This is a genomic window from Halorubrum sp. Ea1 (assembly GCF_002252965.1).
Taxonomy (GTDB): domain Archaea; phylum Halobacteriota; class Halobacteria; order Halobacteriales; family Haloferacaceae; genus Halorubrum.
This window is the reverse complement of the sequence record NZ_NHPG01000077.1, coordinates 30,050-49,346: the sequence shown is the minus strand read 5'-3', so window position 1 is coordinate 49,346 and position 19,297 is coordinate 30,050. Positions and strand designations below refer to the sequence as shown.

Sequence of the window (19,297 nt, the reverse complement as noted above, 5' to 3'; positions counted from 1 at the left end):
AGGTGGGCGAGGCTGACGAGGGGTACTAGGCGGACGAGGCGGGCGGGACGGGATTCCGGGCCGCAAGTCGCGGGAGCCCGCCGGACCGAGGACCGGTGTTTTTCCCGCGACCGCTCTACCCACGACCATGCCCAGCGTCAGCGACACGTACATCGAGAACCGCCAGCGGGTCCAGCCGACCCACACGAACAACTACGAGTCGGCCCACGGGGGCAACGTCGTCAAGTGGATGGACGAGATCGGCGCGATGTCGGCGATGCGCGCCGCCGGCGAGACGTGCGTCACGGCCAAGATCAACGGGCTCGACTTCAAGCGACCGGTGCCGCAGGGCGACACCTGCATCGTCGAGTCGTACGTGTACGCGGCCGGGCGGACGAGCCTCCGCACGCGGATCCGCGCGTTCCGCGAGTCGCCGCGCACGGGCGAGCGGGAGCTGACGACGGAGTCGTACTTCGTGTTCGTCGCCGTCGACGCCGACGGGAACCCGACGCCGGTCCCCGAACTGGAAGTCGCCGGCGAACGGTGCCGGGAGCTCCGCGACGAAGCGCTCGCGGCCGAGCCGGAGGAGGACCGGTGAGCGCGGGACGAACGATCCCGCGACCCGCTCCGGCGCTACCGAGTCAGTAGTCCCCGAGCACGCCGAGCCGTCGCGCCCGCCGCGTCGCGTAGTGGAAGACCACGTAGCCGCCGAGGAGGTAGCCGACCGCGACGGCGACGAGGAGCCCGAGGTCGCCGAGGCCGAACTCCCACAGCCGGACGCCGTCGACCATCGCGCGCTGGAGCATCGCGCTCCCGTGCGCCAGCGGGAGGAAGCGGGTCCACGGCGCGTCGAGGACCGGCGCCGAGATGAGCGCGACGAAGCCGAACTGCAGCAGGTTCAGCCAGTTGCCGATCCGCTTGTACAGCACCGTCACGCCGCCGGCCGCGAAGCCGAGCCCGAGCACCGAGGTGATCGCGAGCCCCGCGACGGGGACGACGGTGAGCGGATCGAGGCTGAGTCGGGTCCCGGTGAGCAGCAGCATGACGGCGAGGATCACCGCGCTCGTGAGGAACGTGCGGATCACCTTCGCGACCCCCTTTAAGAGTGCGACCGGAGCGAAGCCGAACGGCGTGGTGATGTGCCGCTCTAAGGTCCCCCACTGGACCTCGCTACCGATGTCGCTCGACACCGACGAGTAGGCGCCGACCGACAGCGTCCACAGGAAGTAGCCGACGATGATCCCCGACAGCGAGTCCGTCAGCGCCTGCCCGGCCAGCAGCCGTCCGCCGTAGAAGAGGACGCCGAAGAAGAACAGCGCGACGACGATCCCGCCGATCGCGTTCGCCGGGTACCGGACGAAGATCAGGTACTCGCGGTAGAGGACGGCCCGCGCGAGGTGGTAGTAGGTGGCCGGACGCGGCTCCTCGACGGGTCCGGAGTCGGGCGACGCGGGAGCGACCTCGTCCCCGCTCACGGCGACCGCCCCCGCGAGTCGGCGGTCGCGGAAACGACCTCGTCGGCGTCGCCCCCGCCGGCGTCCATTCCGGTGAGGTCGACGAACACGTCCTCCAGCTCGGGACGGACGGTCCCGATGTCCTCCACCGTGACCCCCGCCTCGCGGAGCGCGTCCATGAGGTCGTAGAGGGCGTCGCCAGCGACGGTGACCTCGACGGCCGTCGACCCCGGTCCGTCGCGGGCGACCGCGCCGAGCCCCGTCTCGACTCCCCGCACGTCGAACCGCTCTCGGAGGGTCGCGACGACCGCGTCGTCGATGTCGGCGCTGACGACGCGGACGGCGTCGCGGTCGGTCCCGGAGAGGAGCGCCCCGACGGCGTCGTCGGCGACGATCCGCCCGTTCGCCATCATCACGACGCGGTCGCAGACGTCCTCGATGACGCCCATGTCGTGGCTGCTGAGGACGATGGTGAGCCCCTCCTCGCGCGCGAGCCGACGGAGCTCCCGGCGGAGCGTCCGGGAGCTCTCGACGTCGAGCCCGAGCGTCGGCTCGTCGAGGAAGACGAGCTCCGCGCCGCCCGCGAGCACGCTCGCCAGCGACACCTTCTGTTTCATCCCCCGGGAGAGGTCCCGGACCGGGGTGTCGGCCTTCTCCGTGAGTTCGAGCCGGTCGAGCAGCCTGTCGTGCCGGGCCCGCACCGAGTCCGGGTCGACGCCGGCGATCGTCGCGAAGTACCGCAGGTTCTCCCGGACGGTGAGCCGCCAGTAGTCGTTGCGCGCGCCCTCCAGCATCGCGTCGACGTCGGCGTACGCCGCCCGACGGCCGTCGCCCACGTCCGTGCCGAACACCCGGACCGAGCCGGCGTCGGGGAGGACGATCCCGAGCGCGCACTTGATCAGGGTCGTCTTGCCGGCCCCGTTCGGACCGAGGAGGCCGACGATCGAGCCGCGTTCGACGGTCAGGCTGACGTCGTCGACCGCGAGCACCGACTCCGCGCCGCCGCCGAACCGCTTCGAGACGCCCTCGATCGCGAGCGCCGGCGGAGAGGGATCCGCCGAGTCGTCGGGGCGGGAACCGTCGCGCTCGCGGGGGGTATCGCGTTCGCTCGCCGCGCTGCGTGCCATGAGATCGGTACGTGCCGAGCGCGGATATATCCGCGTCCGGCGGCTACCGCGGAACGCGATGGACCTCGACCGATTCGCCGCCGACGCGCCGGCCGACGACGCCCCCGGCGACGCGCGGGTCTGCGTCGTCGCGACGCGACCCGACACGTTCGAGCGCTGCCGCGAGGGCTTTTACCCCGCGCCGCGGTCGTACGACCGCACCCGCGCCGACTTCGATTACATGGCCTTTTACCGGACCGCGCCGGTGTCGGCGGTCACCCACTACGCCCGCGTCGTCGACCGGGCAGAGCAGACCCGCGGCGAGCCCGGCCCGATGGACGACGAGGACTGGGCGGCGCTGATCGATCCCTTCTCCGAGGAGCGGGTCGTCGTCGTCTTCGCGTTCGACGAACTCGTCCCGCTCGATTCGCCGGTCGAGAACGACGGGAACGGGGTCCGGGGCGCGTGGTACTGCACGGTCGACGACCTCCGCGAGGCGGCGACGCTGTCCGGGCTCCGCGACCGGGCCGAGAGCTGAAGCGGGCGGTCGAGATCGCGGGTGCTGTTCGATTCTCTATGACTGAGCGGTCCGAGAGGCGACGCTGAATACAGAGCGCGTATCTTGCATACTCTGTTTCTCGTGGACGTATACGGCGACTCTCCGTTGATACTACAGACCCCGATTTTCGTTGCAAACTTAGTACGGCGAGTCACTGTTTATTCTTTATGAACACGCATCCGAACGTCCTCGGAAGGCTGTAACGTCAACTCCATGTTTATCTCGGGCCGAGGTGAACTCAACAGCTCGAATTCCACATTTCGGGCAAGCATCGGGATGATATGTTTCAACTCCATCATCGCGAAGTGCATCCCGATACACTGGTGGGGACCTCCGCCAAACGGGAAGTACGCAAAGTCCGGCCGTTTGTCACTCCGAGCATCGGTGAACCGCTCGGGCCGGAACTGCTCGGGCGCGTCAAACCATCGATCGTCCTTGTGGACAGTGAACTGTGGCAGTAGCAGTTTCGTTCCCTCGGGGATGTGATAGCCTCCAAGCGTTGTCTCCTCAACAGCCTCGCGGAACAGCATCCCCGCTGGCGGATAGAGCCGCATCGCCTCCTTGGCGACGTGCTCGGTAACGGTGAGGTCGGGGAGGTCTGCCGCTGTCGGCGGGCCGTCAAGCACAGTCGTGGCTTCCTGCGATAATCGGTCCCGTTCGTCGGGATGGGTCGCCAGCAACAACCACGTAAACGTCAGCGCCATCGCCGTCGTCTCGTGACCAGCGATGAGGAACGTGATCAAGTGGTCGTGAATTTCCGCATCGGTCATCGTATACTCGTGGTCGTCCTCTTTTTCCAGCATCATCGTCAGGAAATCGTCGTACTGGCCGGGGTTCGCTCTCCGCTCTTTAATGAGCGTATCGACCGTTTCATCGAACGCATCCATGGCTTGCTCGTACCGTCGGTTCCTGTGGGTCGGTACCCACGACGGCAAGAGCAGTTCGACGGCACTGAGGCCACTCATATCGGCCATGGCCTGTAGCTCGTCGGCGGCCTCGGTGATCACTTGCCGGTGCTCGCCGAGGTCGAACTCGAACAGCGAATTCGTGAGTATCGACAGCGTCAGCTCTGAGAATTCCTCGTTGACGACGATTTCTTCGCCGTCGTCCCACTCTTCGATCAGCTGTTCCGTGGCGGCAACCATGGACGAACTGAACCCTCGCAACCGATTCAACCCGAACATCGGCTGGAGGAAATGGCGCTGTCGTTTCCATTCCTCACCACGCGTGAATGTGAGACCTCGCGGTGCGATTTCGTAGTCAAGGAGTTCTTTCAGCTCGTCGAAATTCCACCGTTCGTATGTGCCTTGTCCCAGTAATACCTCGCCGATGTACTCGGGATGGAAGACGGCGACGGCGTCGATACGCGGAAATTCACAGTGGACGACGTCACCGTACTTAGCAAGCTCGTCGAAAAAATCCATTGGCTGCTGGACGTACTGATGGGTGTTTCCCAGCACCGGGATCCCGTCCGGGCCCGGCGGAAGCCTGTCGATGTCACCGTCCGAACCTGAGCCGGTGTCTCCACCCGTCATATGTGAGCGTATATGAATGATTGCTAATAGCCGTTTTCCCGGTAGGGCGTGTCATAGAAATATCCACACATCGTCTGTGTTACTGATTTACGGGCGAATCTGGTGATCAGTAAGTACTCTCTTTCGACAGGCTATTCGGGAAGCAGCGGCAGAGGATAGACCGGCTGTTTGTATTGATTTCCTCTCCGCCCTGAAGGGCGAAGATTCCCACGGCACCGTACCGCTGGGTTGGGGTGTTTACGGTTTGTAGCTGTCCCGGTGACGGCTACTGGCTGTGTCAATCAGCCGTTACTCCTATCCCGACTTGGGATTCAGAGGTACTTCTTACTGCATCCCGATATTGTCCGATTAGGTGGGCGGTAGACCGCCTCGGCTACCTAGTAGTATGACAATCACTCAGTTAAAACACCCGACCAGAAGTTCCTGGTTACTGTAGAGAACTGTCGGATTCATCCCCGCGCTGAAACGCGAGGCTTTCTCCTTGATTCTACGTAAATACACCCTCTGAGCCTTGTTTAGACGCGGTGGAGATCGTCCGCTACGGCCGATGTCTACACAGCGAGAGCTGGTCGAGAGGCGCTCAGGGACTGGTTCTGTTCGCCCTGCGTAGCCACTAACCGAGGCGTTCAGGAGCGTCTAAACAAGGCCCACCCTCTGTATTCGGTAACCGGTATCGATCAGTCGCTGAGGACGTCAACGGATCCAGGTCGCCGGGCCGCGGTCGGCGTCACCCTCCGTCGGCGCGCACCGAAGGCGTCGTCGCGTCGACGCGGGCGACACGGTCCCGCTCGCCGGACGGCGCCGACGCGTGCTCGGGATGCAGACACGCGAACAGCGCCTCCAGCGAGTCGACGAGCCGGTGGCTCGGGCGGTTGAACAGCGCGTTGCCGTCGGCCGCGTAGGCTCGGTCGGCGTCGACGGCGGCGAGGTCGCGCCACCCCGGTCGGTCGGCGAGGTCCGCGATCGCGTCGACGGCGCGGTCGCGCTCGAAGCCGCAGGGGGCGACGACGAGCGCCTCGGGGTCGTACGCGCGGACGTCGTCCCACGCCGCCGGCTCGGAGGCGCCGTCTGGCTGGAACGACGGGTCGCCGCCGGCGATTTCGACCATGTCGCGGACCCAGTGACCGGCCCGGATCGGCGGGTCGGTCCAGTCGAGCACCGCGGTCCGGGGACGGCCCGACTCGGCGACGGCGTCGGCCGCCCGCTCCCGGACGCGGTCGACGCGGTCGGTCAGTCCGTCGACGAGCGCCGCGGCCGCGTCGGAGCGGTCGACCGCCGCGCCGAGGCGCGTCACGTCGTCGAGGACGTCGCCGAACGAGTGGGGGTCGAGCGTCAGCACCTCGGGCGCGGGGTCGAGCGAGGCCACGGCCGCGTGAACCGCCCCCGCGTCGACGGCGCAGACGTCGCAGGTCGCCTGGGTGACGACGAGGTCCGGCTCCAGCGCGGCGAGGCGGTCGACGTCGAGGTCGTAGACGGCGCCGTCGACCGACCGCATCTGGGCGTCGATGTCGGCGGCCGAGCGGTCGTCGTGGTCGACGACGGTGCTCGTGAGCGTCGGCAGGTCACGGGCCGCGGGCGGGTGGTCGCAGCTGTGCGAGACGCCGATCGGCTCGACGCCGAGCGCGAACAGCGTCTCGGTGGCGGAGGGGAGTAGCGTGGCGACGCGCATGTCAACCGATGGGCGGGCGGAGCGAAAAGCGCTCCGGCGGACTCACCCGTCCGGGAGCCGCGCCGCGGCCGCATCGGCGTAGGCGGCCGCGAGGTCGCCGTCCGGGAGCGCCGCGCGCGCCGCCCGGCAGCCGTGCCGGAGCCGGTCGCGGCGGTCGCCTAGCGGGAGCTTGTTCGCGGCGACGGTCTCAGCCGTATCGAGGAGCGCGACCGCAGTCTCGGTGTCGCCGGTCTTGGCGGCCCACCCGGCGCGGTCGAGGAGCTGCGTGAGAGCCGCGCGGACGTCGTGAGGCATCCCGTCGGCCACGTCCGCCGCGTCGTCCGCGTCGGTGTCATCGGTCATGCGGTCACCCCCCGCCGAGCGTCGCGAGCGCGAACTCGGTGCTGCTCCCGAGCGGGTCGGTCGCGGTCTTCGTCTCCACGTCGATGAACCCGGCCTCGCGGAGCTGCGCGAGGGTGCGGTCGCGTCCGGGCGCAGAGAAGAACATGCGGCCGCCCATCCAGCCGCGGCGCACCGTTTCGAACCGCCCGCCCGGGAGGGTCATGAGGAGCCGTCCGCCCGGGCGGAGGGCGCGGGCGAACTCCGCGTACACGTCTGGGTGGCGGTCGCGCTCGACGTGAAACACCGCGTGGTACGCCGTGATCGCGTCGAAGCTATCGGCCGCGAAGGGAAGCGCGGACATCTCGCCGTGAACGAGTCGGGCCTCGGGAACGGTCTCGGCCGCGAGGTCGAGCCCGCGCCGCGAGACGTCGAGCCCCACGCTGCCGGGCGGGAGGTTCGCGAGCGTCCGAGCGCCGTCGCCGCAGCCGACGTCGAGGACGTCGGGGGCGGCCGAAAGCCCGGCGAGCAGGTCGTCGATCAGCGCCGCGTCGGAGCCGTCCGGGTCGCGTCGGTCGGCGTACGTCGCCGCCACCTCGTCCCACGCTCGCCGCACGTCGTTGCGGTCCATGGGAGACGTTGGGTTGCGACCGGCATGACTCCTCGGACGAGTCGACGACCGCGGACGGTACCGGCGGCGGGAAAATAGGGTCGCCGCTCTCTCAGAACGTCCCCGGAACCACCACGTAGGCGAGGATGAGCGTCAGGAGACCGGTCGCGACCCCGTAGTACAGTACCGGTATCAGTTCCAGCCGGATGACGCGCCCCTCCTCACCGATGAGGCCGACGACGGTGAGCGCGGCGACGACGTTGTGGATCGCGATGAGGTTCCCGATCGCCCCGCCGACCGCCTGCGCGGCGACCACGATCTGGGTCGGGGCACCGATCTGCTGGGCGGCCTCGAACTGGAAGAGGCCGAACAGGATGTCACTGACCGTGTTCGAACCGGCGATGAACGCGCCGAACGCGCCGATGAAGCCCGAGAAGAACGGGAACATCTGGCCGGTGAGGTCAGCCGTGGCGGCGGACAGCAACTGGAGCATTCCCAAGTCGACGGTTTCGACGCCGTTGATCACGATATCGGCGCCGGTCTTCTGCATGATCATCACCGTCGCGACGGCGAACCACAGCGCGATGACCGCCGGGATGATGTTGCTGATCGCTTCCGCCCACGAGTCTTTGATCCCCTCGGCGTCCATGTCGTGGATCCCGTACGTCACGACCGCGACCAGCACGAACAGCGACCCCGGGAGGTAGAGCATCTCGATGCCCTCAGAGAACGGCGTTCCGAGGATGTTGTTCCACGTGATGACGCCGGTCGACGAGAGGAACCCCTGCACGGGTCCGACGACCCGAGTCACGATCAGCAGGGCCGCGACGAGGATGTACGGAGCCCACGCCATCCCGAGGGACATGTCCTGACTGTGTGCGTCCTCGAAGCTGCTCGCGCCGCCGTCGGTCACGACTTTCTGGCCGGCGCCGGACGTGCCCATGCCCGTTCCGGGCTCGATCTTGCCGATCCAGTGGTCCGGCCACTGCTCCTGCGGCCCGAAGTCCCACTCCTCTTCGGGCAGGAAGTAGCCCGCCCGCAGCGTCGAACCGACGACGAGCAGGCCGACCATCGCGCCCAGCAGTCCCGGGAACGTCGGCCCGAGGAAGTACGCCGTCAACAGGTACGGAACCACGAAGGAGGCCCACGCGAACAGCGTGAGCGGGATCACTTCGATGGCGGGCTTGAGCGAGCGCTCCTCACCGAAGAAGCGGGTCATCATCGCCACGCCGATGAACGGGATCGCGATGCCCACGATGGCGTGGATGACGGCCGCCCAGAACCCGATCTGTGCGACGTAGGCACCGACGCTCTCGAAGCCGCCGTTCTGGACGACGGCGTACGCCGCCGTGCCCGTCTCCGTCGGGTCCTGTCCGAAGACGACGTCTTCGAACCCGATGATGAGCGGCGTCCCGACCGCGCCGAAGGTGATCGCGAGGATGTTCCCGGTCAGGGCGACCACCACCGCGGCCAGCGGCGGGAAGCCGAGTCCGACCAGCAGCGGGCCGACGATCGCGGCCGGCGTCCCGAACCCGGCCGCTCCCTCGATGAACGACCCCATGAGGAACACGAGCAGGATGACCTGCACGCGCCTGTCGTCGCTGATCGAGGAGAACCCAGCGTTGATGACTTCGAACGCGCCCGACTGCTTGAGCGTGTACAACAGTAGTATTGCGCCGAAGACGATGACGAGGATCCGTGTCGCCGTCATCGCCCCGCGTATGGAGGCCGCCGCGATCAGCGTCGGAGACATCTCCCAGCCGACGTACGCGGCCACGGCCGCGATGGCCCACGCGATGGGCATCGTGATCGTCGCCGGCTGGTAGAGGAGGACCATGATGACCGCGATCGCTGCGAGCGGTAGCAGCGCCAGCAGTATGAGCACCGGGTCAGCCACGGACACCACCACCTCCCTTCAGAGCGAGGCAGTCATTTCCGCTCGCGATACCCCGAGGGTCCACCCACCTGCGGACCCGAGTCATGAGTCTGCCACGGAGTGGCATGTCAGAGGTGTTGCGATATCATCAATTAAATCTACTGAAAACAATGATTATGGTCACTTCGCGATCATTCTCAAAAACGGGGAAACCACCGGGTTCGAATCCGGCCTTGACAGACACTGAACAGTAGAGGCAGGGGGAAGCGAGCGGTATCGTTACCGTGCTACTCGATCGGCGTCGGCCAGCCGTGTCTGCTGTTCGACCGCGCGCTGTTCCCCGAGACCGTTCTGACCCCGAGAGTCGGCGCGGCGAAGCGGTCCCTGTTCCCGGCCGGGTGAAGACCCGAGCGGTGCCCCCGGCTCAGTCGTCGGCCGGCGACGGGGCCGCGGCCTCGCCGGTAGTCGCGTCGGCGACGGCGTCGGGCGCGGGCCCGGTCACCGCGTCGGCGACCTTCTCGATCGGGTGCGGCGGGTTCTCGGCGTCGGCGTCGCGGTCGCCGAGCTGGGACCGACAGGAGGCGCCCGGCGCGGTCACCGTCTCGCCGTCGCTCTCGTCGACCTGGTCGAAGAGGATCCGGCCGATCGCCTTCGAGATGTCGTAGTGTTCGGCCTCGTAGCCGAACGAGCCCGCCATCCCGCAACAGGAGGAGTCGAGCGGGTCCACGTCGTAGCCGGCCCGGCGGAGCACGCCGACCGCGTGGTGGTCCTTGTTCGTCGCCTTCTGGTTGCAGTGGCCGTGGTAGGTGAGCGTCTCGCTCGGCGCGTCGAACGCCAGCCGCTCGTCGACCCGGGCGGCGTCGAGGTACTCCAAGACGCCGTAGGCGGCCGCGGAGACGGTCTCGACGTCATCGTCGTCGAGGAGGTCGAGGTACTCGTCCTGGAACATCACGGCGTCCGAGGGCTCGACGAAGACGACCGACTGCCCGTCGCGGACGCGGGGCGCGAGCCGCTCGACGTTGGTCTCGGCGCGCTCGCGGGCCTCGTCGAGGAAGCCCGTCGAGAACGCCGCGCGGCCCGACGGCGCGAGGTCGCCCGGCACCTCCACGCGGACGCCCGCCGCCTCCAGCACCGCGACGGCGGCCTTGCCGGCGGCCGGGTAGCTGTAGTTGGTGTAGGTGTCGGGGAAGAGGACGACCGTGTCGACCGCCTCCTCGGGGGCGACCGTCGACCCGCCGCGGGAGTCGAACCACGCCTCGAAGCTCGTCGACCGGAACGTCGGCAGCTCCCGGTCCGGGGCGATCCCCGCGACCGCGTCCATCACCTTGCGAGCGCCCGGAATCTTCGACGCCGCGTTCGAGACCGGCGCGAGCGTGCTCCCGAGCGCCGAGAACCGGTCGATGTCGCGGAAGATCCGCTCTCGGAGGCCCGCCCCCTCCTCCTCGTGGTGCTCGTGTTTCACCTCGGCCTTGAGCTTCGCGAGGTCGACCCCCGTGGGACAGTCGCTCTTACACCCCTTACAGCCGACGCAGAGCCCGAGCACCTCCTCTTGGAACCGGTCGGAGTGGATCTCCTCCTCGTCGAGCTCGCCGCTGATCGCGGCTCGGAGCATGTTCGCGCGGCCGCGGGTCGACTGGATCTCCTCCTCGGAGGCGCGGTAGGTCGGACACATCACGCCGGAGTCGGTCTCCCGGCAGGTACCGCAGCCGTTACACAGCTCGACGAGGTGCGAGAAGCCGCCCTCGTCGGAGAAGTCCAGATCGGTCTGCGGCTCGATCGACTGGTACTCCGGCCCGTACCGGAGGTTCTCCCGCATGTCCGTGTCGGCCGCGGTGTCGGGGTAGCCGCGCTCGGCGGCGGTGTCGCCGTCGACGTAGACGACCTTCCCGGGGTTCATCCGCCACTCGGGGTCGAACGTCGACTTGAGCTCCTGGAACGCCGACCAGAGCGACTCGCCGTACATCTTCGGGTTGAACTCGGTGCGCGCGAGCCCGTCGCCGTGCTCGCCCGAGAAGGCGCCGTGGTGCTCCAAGACGAGGTCGGTGACGTCCTCGGAGATGGAATGCATCTTCTCGACGCCCTCCTCCTCCTTCAGCGAGAGGATGGGCCGGATGTGGAGAGTGCCGGACCCGGCGTGCGCGAAGTACGCCGCCGAGGTGTCGTGATCGGTGAGGACGTCCTCGAACTGGCCGACGTACTCCGCGAGCTCCTCGGGCGGCACCGTCGCGTCCTCGATGAACGGGTACGGCTTCGGGTCGCCCTGCATGCCCATCAACAGCGGGATGGCCGCCTTTCGGAGCTTCCAGATGTCGGCCTGGTCTTCGGGCGTGTACGCCTCCAGTACGTCGAACGCGTCGCCCTCGTCGACGAAGTACGCGTTCGTGTCGGCGATGGCGTCCTCGAAGTCGTCGATGAGCTCGGAGTCCCACTCCAGCATGAGCGCCGCGGCCGCGCGGTCCGGGATCGGCTCGGCGTACTGCGCGAACTCCTGTGAGCCGGCGGCGAGCGAGAACACCTCGTCGTCCATCAGCTCGACCGCGCTCACCGGGAACTCCAGCGCCTCGGGCACCGCCTTCATCGCGTCGACCAGCGAGTCGAAGGTGTACAGCGCGAGCGCCGTCTCCTCGGGGCGGGTGACGAGCGACACCTCGGCCTCGACGATCGTGCCGAGCGTCCCCTCGGCGCCGACGAACAGCTTCGAGAGGTTGATGACCTCCTCGCCGTCGTCGTTCTCGTAGATCACCTTGTGGAGGTTGTACCCCGAGACGGAGCGCTTGAGGCTCGGGTACTTCTCGTCGATCTCGGCCTCGTTCTCCGCGACGAGTGCGCGGGTCGTCTCGTACAGCGCGGCCTCCCGGTCGTCCTTGCCCACGATCTCCTCGTACTCGGGGGAGTCGAGGACGATCTCGCGGGTCTCGATGAGCGAGCCGTCCGCGAGCACGACCGTCAGCTCCTCCGTGTACGCGTCGGTGATCCCGTACCGCACCGAGTGCGCGCCCGTGGAGTTGTTGCCGATGCCGCCGACGACGGTCGCCCGCGCCGACGAGGCCGGGTCCGGCGCGAACTTCAGCCCGTCCTCGGCCAGCCGGTCGTCGAGGTGGTCCTGCACGACCCCAGGCTGGACCACCGCGCGGCGGTCGTCCGGTCGGACCTCGACGATCTCGTCCATGTACTTCGAGAAGTCGAGCACGACGCAGCCCGGCCCGACGGTCTGACCGCCGAGCGAGGAGCCGGCGCCCCGCGGGATGACCGGGACCTCGTGGTCGGCCGCGACCCGCATCGTCGCCTGCACGTCGTCGACCGAGCGAGGCGTGACGACGCCGGCCGGGCGCGCCTGATAGATGCTGCCGTCGGTCGCGTACAGCACCTGCGCGTACTCGTCGAACTGGACCTCGCCGTCGACGCGCTCGCGGAGGTCCTCCGCGAGCGCCCGAAAGGCGGGGACGTCCGGTCGGTCGTGACCGAGCGCAGACGCCGACGTGTCCAAGTCGGGCGTGTCAGCTCCCCACGTGGGCTCAGTTGCCATGATACTACTCGGGGTCGAAAGGCGAATAAAACCTTTGTTAAAAATGAATATAATCACGAGCCGACTGCGGCGGTCGATAGCCGCGCTGTTTCGCTTTTTTCATTAACGTTAAGAGATAAATTTTTCGCGGCGGCGTCCCGCCCCGGCGGCGTCCCGCCGGGATTTATTGCCTCACCGAGCGAGGGCGACCCATGGAGATACTTCACACCTGTCTCAACGTGGCCGACGCCGACCGCACCGCCGACTGGTACGTCGAGCAGCTCGGCTTCGAGCGCTCCTGGGAGTTCACGACCGCCGACGGCGACACGCGAAACGTGTACGTCTCGGACGACGCCGGCGTCGAGTTCCAGCTGTCGGACACCGACGGCGCGGAGCCGAGCGACGACGGCGACCGGTACGACCACGTCGCCGTCGGCGTCGACGACGTCGACGCGACCTTCGAGGCGATCGACCACCACGGCGTCGTGAAGGAGCCCGGCGACCAGCCGGAAGCCGGCGCGCGCACCGCGTTCGTGAAGGACCCCGACGGACACGCCGTCGAGCTGATCGAGCCGCTGTAGTCCGGGCCGTCCCGAGACGGAGCGCGTCACCGCGGACCGTTTTCACGCTATTCGACGACGGGACCGATCGAACGGTCGAGCCGCCGGCGTCGCGTTTCGGAACACGGTGGCTCCGGAGCGGACGGGGATCGCCAAAAGAAGAGCGTTCTCGAAGTTCGGACGCGACCTCAGAGGATGCCGGCGGCCTCGGCGGTCTCGACGATGTCCTGCGCCATCTTGTTGGTCGCCTCGTCGACCATCTGGCCGTCGACGCTCACGGCGCCTTTGCCCTCCTCCATCGCCTCGGCGTAGGCGTCGACGATGCGCTTGGCGCGCTCGGCGGTCTCCGGGTCCGGCGCGAACACTTCGTTGCCGATCTCGATCTGCGACGGGTGGATCGCCCACTTGCCGTCGCAGCCGATCATGTTGGCGTTCTCGGCGGACTCGCGGAACCCGTCGGCGTCCTCGATGTCGGCGTACGGGCCGTCGAGACACGGCAGACCGGCGGACTTCGCCGCGGCGTTACACTCGGAGAGCGCGTGGTGCCAGTAGTGGCCCGGGTACTCCGGGAACTGACCGATGTCGAGTCCCGGCGTCCCCATCGCGGCGGAGTAGTCGCCCGGCCCGAAGATGATAGACGAGAGCCGGTCGGAGGCGTGCGCGATGTCGTGGACGTTGTGCATCCCCTCGCCGTCCTCGATCTGCGGTTCGAGGCCGATGCCGCCGACCTCCAGGTCGTTGTTCACCTCGACCTGTTCGAGGAGGTTCTCGACGGTGTGAATGTCGCTGGCGGACTTGACCTTCGGAACGATGATATCGTCGATGTGCTCGCCCGCCTCGCCGACGACCGTGATCAGGTCGTCGTACCACCACTGGGTGTCGATGCCGTTCATCCGGAAGCTGAGGACCTTGTCACTCCAGTCCTCCTCGCGGGCGGCCTCGATGAGCGGCGCGCGCGCGTCCGGCTTCGCGTTCGGGGCCACGGAGTCTTCGAGGTCGAGGAACACCTCGTCGGCGTCGCTGTCGGCCGCCGAGTGCATCATTTTCCCGTCGCTCGCGGGCGTTGCAAGCTGCGTCCGGCGAAGAGTGACGTCGGTCATATAGCGGCTCAATCACGCTCGTCCACGGAGATAAAGGTACCTTACCCGGGGGTATTTTCTCTGAGTCGGAAGCGAGTGAATACTGATTCGGACCGTCACGAATACTGATTCGGACGGTCGCGATCGGACCGCCCTCGCGGCCGCGGGTCCCCGTCGCCTCAGCGGTCCGCGCGCCGGACCGCGGCCACGACGAGCAGCGCGAGCACGAGCGCCCCGACCACCGCGCCGAGCGTCGTCAGCGAGAAGAGACCGGGCTCCTCGACCGGAGCGGCCGCCGCGGTTCCGGCCGGCTCGACCGCGACCGTCGCCGTCGTCGAGTCGGTCTCGCCGGCGTCGTTGGTGACGGTGAGCTCGACCTCGTACTCGCCCGGCTCCGAGAAAGTCGTCTCGGTGACGCTCCCGGCCGCCGTCTCGCCGTCGACGTCCCAGTCGTAGGCGACGATCTCGCCGTACCGGTCCGAGGAGCGGACTCCGGAGAGCGTGACGCTCTCGCCGGTTTCGATCCCGTCCGAATCGACCGTGATCGCCGCCTCGGGCTCGCTCACGGCCGACACCGCGAAGACGGAGAACCCGGGCGTCTCGGCCGCCAGCACGACGTCGCCGCCGTCGCGGTCGACGACGGACGTCTCCAGCGCCTGCCACTCGCCATCCGAGTGGCGCGAGAGGCGGAGGTCCTCGGCGTCGGCGCCGGCCGCTTCGAGCCGGTCGGCGCCGATCCGCGTCCGGATCGTGGCCGGCGTGTTCCGCGCGTCGTCCGGGACCGTGATCTCGACCACCGAGACCCCGGCGCCCGGCGCCCGTCCGGTCGACTCGGGCGCCGCGTCGAGCTCGACGACGCCGACGTCGCCCTCGACGGCGCCGCCGAACTCGATGCCTTCGACGCCCGTCTCGCCGGCGAACGCGACGCTGCTCGACGCGCCGTCGGCGCTCGCCTGCACGGTCGCGGCCTCGCTCGCGACCGCTGTCGCGCCCTCGGGGACCCGGACCACGTCTTCGACCGACGGCTCGTCGGTCGGCGCGTCGCCCGGCGCGTCGGGCGTGTCGGCGCCGCCGGAGCCGCCGGGTGCGTCACCACTACCTCCCCCACCGGGTGCGCCGCCATTACCTCCCCCACTAGGAGCGTCGCCACCGCCGGTAGGCGGAGAATCACCGTCGTCCGCATTATCCCCGTCGTCGGACTCGGGGACGTCCTCGAACGTCAGATCGACTCGCTGTACGTCGCCCGACTCAAACTCGACGGGCGACGGGTTTGTGCTCTCGGCTTCTGTCCGCTCGATTTCGTCACCGTCGATGAAGAACTGGACTTCCGAATCGGGGTCGATCGAGGTGTTACTCCCGACGAGGAGTTTGTCTTCGAACACACCCGAGCCGCCGTATTCCCCCGCCTCCTCGACGGTGAGTGAGTCCACGACGTCGCCGTTGACCTCGGCCTCGACGACGAGGCCCGCAGGCGCCTGCTCGCCGTCGACCGTGACGCTGCCGTGGTACGACGCCGGCGGGTCGGGGCTCTCCTGTGCCGCCACCGCTCCCGGGACTGCCATCATGGAAGTAACCATGACGGCCGCGAACAGCACCGTTGCGATGCGTTGTCTGTTCATGGATCTAGTTGTCGTCGTCTTCGACGTCGATAGTCGGTCCGTCGGTCAGGAGCAGTTCCTCGTAGTATTCGGAGGGGGACTGATCCTCGGCGTATCCGGTAGCGATTTCGCCAGATCCGTCGACGAGGAGCCAAGTGCCGTCAAACGCGCCGAAGCGCGCGTTGGGTGCGCCGGGCTGTTCGGGCTGAGCCTGCAGGACGGCCGAATCGGTGATCGAACCGGTGCCGCCGAGTGCGACGGGGATCTCGTCAACATCGTTTGCCGCGCCGGTCGCGACGAGATTCCAGCCGTTCTCGACCTCTACAGAGGTCGGTTGCGCGGCCTCGCTCTCAACCGCGGTGTCTATCGGAACGACGACGTCCTCGTCGATCCCGTTGTTCGTGATAACGACCACGTCGCCGGCGGAGAACGTGTCGTCGGCATCGACCTCCTCGTACCCCTCACCGTTCTCGTACGTGAACGCGTTGCCTTCGATGTCCAGCTCGCTGAAGATCTCGCTGGCGGTTCCGTCAGGCGCCGCGGAGAACCCGACTGCGACCGCCTCGCCGTCGCTGTCCAGTTCGATGTAGGATCCGTAGTTACGGATGGACTCTACATCCGTGTCCGCTTGCTCGTACGGGGTAGTAAGCACGGGGTCGTACAGTGCATCACCGCGAACGCTCGGAGTGCCGTCCTCGCCCCAATAGTTGAGCGGAGCGAAGACACGCTCAGCAGATCCCTCTGCGTCGATACCGACGCCGTCGGTGTCGTTGAAGTTGTTCCGGACGATGGAGACGTTGGCGACCGTTTCACTGTTAGATCCGTAAACATTGATACTGATCGCACCGGAACCGTACGTCTCGAAATCGTTATCCGCGATCACACCACTACCGATAGCCTCCAAGTCGACATTACCGTCTGCGGTGTCTTCCACCACATTATTCGTAAATACGAGCGTCTCAACATCGCGGAGCCCGGCTGGATCGCTGCGAAGGATGTTGTCAGTAATGACGACAGAACTGTGCTCAGCGCTTCCGAGCACGTTCACTGCCGCAGCGTCGTCGCTTCGGATATCGTTCCCGGCGATGACGACTCGTTCTGTCGGTCCAGGCGAGCCTTGGACCAGTATTCCGTTCGCGTTCTCGCCCTGCGCCCGGATCGTGTTATTCGCGACCGTCGCCGTGTCCATACTGCCGCCGTAATCTGCTAATACGACACCTTCGGCCTCTTGAGTGGAATTGAGCGTGAATCCCGCCACTTCGACACCACTCGCGCTCACAACAACTGGGCCGTTAATAACCGCTTCCGGCTGCCGGTCACCGTGGTACGGCGTATCCGCATTAGGTCCGCTGAGCGTGATGTTCTGTGTATCGATGTCAACGCTTTCGTTATAGACTCCGGATTCAACTTCGATTGTGTCGTTTTCATCAGCAGCGTCAATCGCTGCCTGAATCGAGGCGAACTGCCCGCCGGTGTCGTTAGTCACGGGCGCGAACGACTGAGCATCATCTTCGATACTCGCGTTCAGCCACGGCGTGAACTCCACGTTACCGGAGGCCACGGCACCCTGACTGTCATTATTGTAAGCGTTGGTGTCGACCGTGGGTCCGTTAGCGCTACCCCACCAGTTTGAGGTAGCGTTCAGTGTGGCGCTCAGGTCCTTGTTCTGCACCCCGACGGGAGCGCCTATCAGATCATTATTGACCGCTGTGACTTCGCTTGCATCGGCGGTCGGATCGTCCTCCACCTCACCGCCGGCCGTATCAAGTCCGATTCCCACACCAGGATAGGGAGCAGCGGTGGCGTCCGCAAAGACGTCGTATTCCGAGCCATTCCCGATTCCCTCCATGGTATTGCCCTCAATTACGACATTCACTGGCTGAACGGAAGATTTGCTCGAAGGTGTGGACGCGACGGCGTATGTCCAGCCGGCCGAGTGGATGTCTTGGATCGTGTTGTATTCCACGTGGACATCATCGAGCTGATTCTGAACCTTCACGCCAACTGCGCCACCGTAATTTTGCCAGCTGTCTCCCCCAGTGTTATCGATATCCTGAATGAGATTATTCGAAATGGTGATATTTGTAGCCCGCTCCGGACTTTGCTTGAATACCTGTACACCGTGAACTGAGAACGAAGATCCGGTAGGAGTTGCGTCGCCGCGAACCCCGGTTACGATATTATTCCGTATTGCAGTATTGTTACTATTAGTGAAGATGGCCGCAGCGGTTGGTGAGTCTGGCGTGAACTCTACACTAGGTGAGACAGTGAAACCGCTGAGAGTAACGCTATCAGCGCTGAGTCCAATCTGACCCTCAACAGTCGCTTCAGTTCCTCTGTTGTCGCTATCACCGGGTGTATCCGCATTCGGACCATTAATCCAGAGGTCCTCGGTGTTCACCGTGACGTTCTCATTGTAATTACCAGGCCTGACTTCAACAGTGTCTCCAGGGTTGGCGTTGTCTACGGCGGCTTGAATGCCCGCGTATATCTGATTGGTGTCAGAGTTCCCTTCTGCGGGAACAATGTCCACGAGTGCGCCCTCGTTTCCGGAAATAGTCGGGTCAGGGTCGGAGAAGACCTCGATAGCTACGTCTCTGTCTTGCGTGATCGTCACTGCTGAGAAGTTGTTATCCGTTACACGAGCCGGAGTGGCGTCAACACCGACAGCGTATCCGACGGATCCCTCAAACGCATTTCCGGTGACGCTTACGTCCGACGAGGACGAGCCAGCCGTCTCGCCGTTAACGTAGACGTGGTTGTTCGCCTCACCGTCAGGTGTTGTGAATGTATTTTCGGAGATGGTCAAGTCGGTCTGACCGTCACCTGTCAGGATACCGTACGTGTCGTCGCCGGGAGAAACTTCGATTGAGTTGTGGCTGATGTCTACGTCAGATGACCCAGCGACCACGTAAACACCCGTCTGGCCTGCGTCAATATTCAATCCCGACACGGTAACGTGATTGGCGTCGATACCTACCGTCGTCGGGTAGGACTGGACATCGGATGTGCCCGAAATGGTGGGTGTTACGCCGTCAGCGGATTTTATCGTAACGTTATCCGAATCGACTACGAAGTCATCATACGATCCGTCTTGGACGGTAATAGTCGTGTTAGCTCCTTCATCGTTGATGGCGGTTTGAATGGACTGGTAGTCACCATTCGTACCAACTACGACCGATGACGAGTCAGCGGCTGCACTCCCCGCGAACCCGGCCCCCATCGCGATCACTGACAGCACCATGATCGCGGCGAGGAAGACTGCGCGGAACCGCGCGCGTGTCATCTATTGACCACCGTTCGTTGCGTCGTCCAGCGTGAGTCGTCGATAAGCATGTGCATAATCGCAGTACTCCGTGGTGGAGATGTCTCGATGAAGTAGCGGGAGAGGGGTAGTATTTCGCCGCCAGAACCGTCGTTTCCGCGCGTTGAAACCTCTTCAGGCTCCC

The 19,297-nt window shown here is 66.0% G+C and carries 14 protein-coding genes; 3 read left to right on the top strand and 11 right to left on the bottom strand.

Annotated elements, in window-relative coordinates:
* Positions 1–127: 127 nt before the first annotated feature.
* Complete coding sequence (locus DJ73_RS10095; protein ID WP_094557884.1) at positions 128–577, top strand: acyl-CoA thioesterase; 450 nt, start codon at positions 128–130, stop codon at positions 575–577.
* Between the two features lie 43 nt (positions 578–620).
* On the opposite strand, the gene DJ73_RS10090 is transcribed toward DJ73_RS10095, so the two are convergent.
* On the bottom strand, positions 621–1,454 hold the full coding sequence (locus DJ73_RS10090) for an ABC transporter permease (RefSeq protein WP_094557883.1): 834 nt from the start codon (positions 1,452–1,454) through the stop codon (positions 621–623).
* Complete coding sequence (locus DJ73_RS10085) at positions 1,451–2,560, bottom strand: ABC transporter ATP-binding protein (RefSeq protein WP_094557882.1); 1,110 nt, start codon at positions 2,558–2,560, stop codon at positions 1,451–1,453. Before DJ73_RS10085 ends, DJ73_RS10090 begins: the two co-directional genes overlap by 4 nt.
* A 58-nt stretch (positions 2,561–2,618) precedes the next feature.
* On the opposite strand from DJ73_RS10085, the gene DJ73_RS10080 reads away from it, so the two are divergent.
* Positions 2,619–3,077 (top strand): hypothetical protein, encoded by a 459-nt coding sequence (locus tag DJ73_RS10080; RefSeq protein ID WP_094557881.1) that lies wholly within the window; start codon positions 2,619–2,621, stop codon positions 3,075–3,077.
* Positions 3,078–3,256: 179 nt separating this feature from the next.
* Here DJ73_RS10080 and DJ73_RS10075 read toward each other — a convergent pair whose 3' ends face one another.
* The 6 genes from DJ73_RS10075 to DJ73_RS10050 all read right to left on the bottom strand — a co-directional run bounded on the left by DJ73_RS10075 (position 3,257) and on the right by DJ73_RS10050 (position 12,632).
* Positions 3,257–4,633, bottom strand: a complete 1,377-nt coding sequence (locus tag DJ73_RS10075) for a cytochrome P450 (RefSeq protein WP_094557880.1) — start codon at positions 4,631–4,633, stop codon at positions 3,257–3,259.
* Between the two features lie 727 nt (positions 4,634–5,360).
* Entirely contained in the window at positions 5,361–6,302 is a 942-nt protein-coding gene (locus DJ73_RS10070) for an ABC transporter substrate-binding protein (RefSeq protein ID WP_094557879.1), read from the bottom strand.
* 42 nt (positions 6,303–6,344) lie between these two features.
* Complete coding sequence (locus DJ73_RS10065; RefSeq protein WP_094557878.1) at positions 6,345–6,644, bottom strand: hypothetical protein; 300 nt, start codon at positions 6,642–6,644, stop codon at positions 6,345–6,347.
* Between the two features lie 4 nt (positions 6,645–6,648).
* On the bottom strand, positions 6,649–7,251 hold the full coding sequence (locus tag DJ73_RS10060; RefSeq protein WP_094557877.1) for a class I SAM-dependent methyltransferase: 603 nt from the start codon (positions 7,249–7,251) through the stop codon (positions 6,649–6,651).
* A gap of 91 nt (positions 7,252–7,342) precedes the next feature.
* On the bottom strand, positions 7,343–9,127 hold the full coding sequence (locus DJ73_RS10055) for an L-lactate permease (protein ID WP_094557886.1): 1,785 nt from the start codon (positions 9,125–9,127) through the stop codon (positions 7,343–7,345).
* A gap of 403 nt (positions 9,128–9,530) precedes the next feature.
* On the bottom strand, positions 9,531–12,632 hold the full coding sequence (locus DJ73_RS10050) for an FAD-binding and (Fe-S)-binding domain-containing protein (protein WP_094557876.1): 3,102 nt from the start codon (positions 12,630–12,632) through the stop codon (positions 9,531–9,533).
* 191 nt (positions 12,633–12,823) lie between these two features.
* On the opposite strand from DJ73_RS10050, the gene DJ73_RS10045 reads away from it, so the two are divergent.
* The gene (locus tag DJ73_RS10045; protein WP_094523225.1) at positions 12,824–13,192 is read left to right on the top strand and encodes a VOC family protein; all 369 of its coding nucleotides are present in this window, start codon (positions 12,824–12,826) and stop codon (positions 13,190–13,192) included.
* A 167-nt stretch (positions 13,193–13,359) separates the two neighbouring features.
* Here DJ73_RS10045 and DJ73_RS10040 read toward each other — a convergent pair whose 3' ends face one another.
* The 3 genes from DJ73_RS10040 to DJ73_RS10030 all read right to left on the bottom strand — a co-directional run bounded on the left by DJ73_RS10040 (position 13,360) and on the right by DJ73_RS10030 (position 19,134).
* Positions 13,360–14,271 (bottom strand): CoA ester lyase, encoded by a 912-nt coding sequence (locus DJ73_RS10040; protein WP_094557875.1) that lies wholly within the window; start codon positions 14,269–14,271, stop codon positions 13,360–13,362.
* Positions 14,272–14,429: 158 nt separating this feature from the next.
* Positions 14,430–15,869, bottom strand: coding sequence for a PKD domain-containing protein (locus tag DJ73_RS10035; protein ID WP_094523221.1), 1,440 nt, complete (start codon positions 15,867–15,869; stop codon positions 14,430–14,432).
* Between the two features lie 4 nt (positions 15,870–15,873).
* Positions 15,874–19,134 carry a right-handed parallel beta-helix repeat-containing protein gene (locus DJ73_RS10030; RefSeq protein WP_094557874.1) on the bottom strand — a complete coding sequence of 1,087 codons (3,261 nt, stop codon included), beginning with the start codon at positions 19,132–19,134 and terminating at the stop codon, positions 15,874–15,876.
* Positions 19,135–19,297 lie beyond the last annotated feature (163 nt).

Bases quoted from the DNA above. Each gene is read 5' to 3' on its own strand.
- DJ73_RS10060 (WP_094557877.1), bottom strand. From the start codon at position 7,251: ATGGACCGCAACGACGTGCGGCGAGCGTGGGACGAGGTGGCGGCGACG.
- DJ73_RS10095 (WP_094557884.1), top strand. From the start codon at position 128: ATGCCCAGCGTCAGCGACACGTACATCGAGAACCGCCAGCGGGTCCAG.
- DJ73_RS10065 (WP_094557878.1), bottom strand. From the start codon at position 6,644: ATGACCGATGACACCGACGCGGACGACGCGGCGGACGTGGCCGACGGG.
- DJ73_RS10085 (WP_094557882.1), bottom strand. From the start codon at position 2,560: ATGGCACGCAGCGCGGCGAGCGAACGCGATACCCCCCGCGAGCGCGAC.
- DJ73_RS10040 (WP_094557875.1), bottom strand. From the start codon at position 14,271: ATGACCGACGTCACTCTTCGCCGGACGCAGCTTGCAACGCCCGCGAGC.
- DJ73_RS10045 (WP_094523225.1), top strand. From the start codon at position 12,824: ATGGAGATACTTCACACCTGTCTCAACGTGGCCGACGCCGACCGCACC.
- DJ73_RS10070 (WP_094557879.1), bottom strand. From the start codon at position 6,302: ATGCGCGTCGCCACGCTACTCCCCTCCGCCACCGAGACGCTGTTCGCG.
- DJ73_RS10030 (WP_094557874.1), bottom strand. From the start codon at position 19,134: ATGACACGCGCGCGGTTCCGCGCAGTCTTCCTCGCCGCGATCATGGTG.
- DJ73_RS10075 (WP_094557880.1), bottom strand. From the start codon at position 4,633: ATGACGGGTGGAGACACCGGCTCAGGTTCGGACGGTGACATCGACAGG.
- DJ73_RS10035 (WP_094523221.1), bottom strand. From the start codon at position 15,869: ATGAACAGACAACGCATCGCAACGGTGCTGTTCGCGGCCGTCATGGTT.
- DJ73_RS10050 (WP_094557876.1), bottom strand. From the start codon at position 12,632: ATGGCAACTGAGCCCACGTGGGGAGCTGACACGCCCGACTTGGACACG.
- DJ73_RS10080 (WP_094557881.1), top strand. From the start codon at position 2,619: ATGGACCTCGACCGATTCGCCGCCGACGCGCCGGCCGACGACGCCCCC.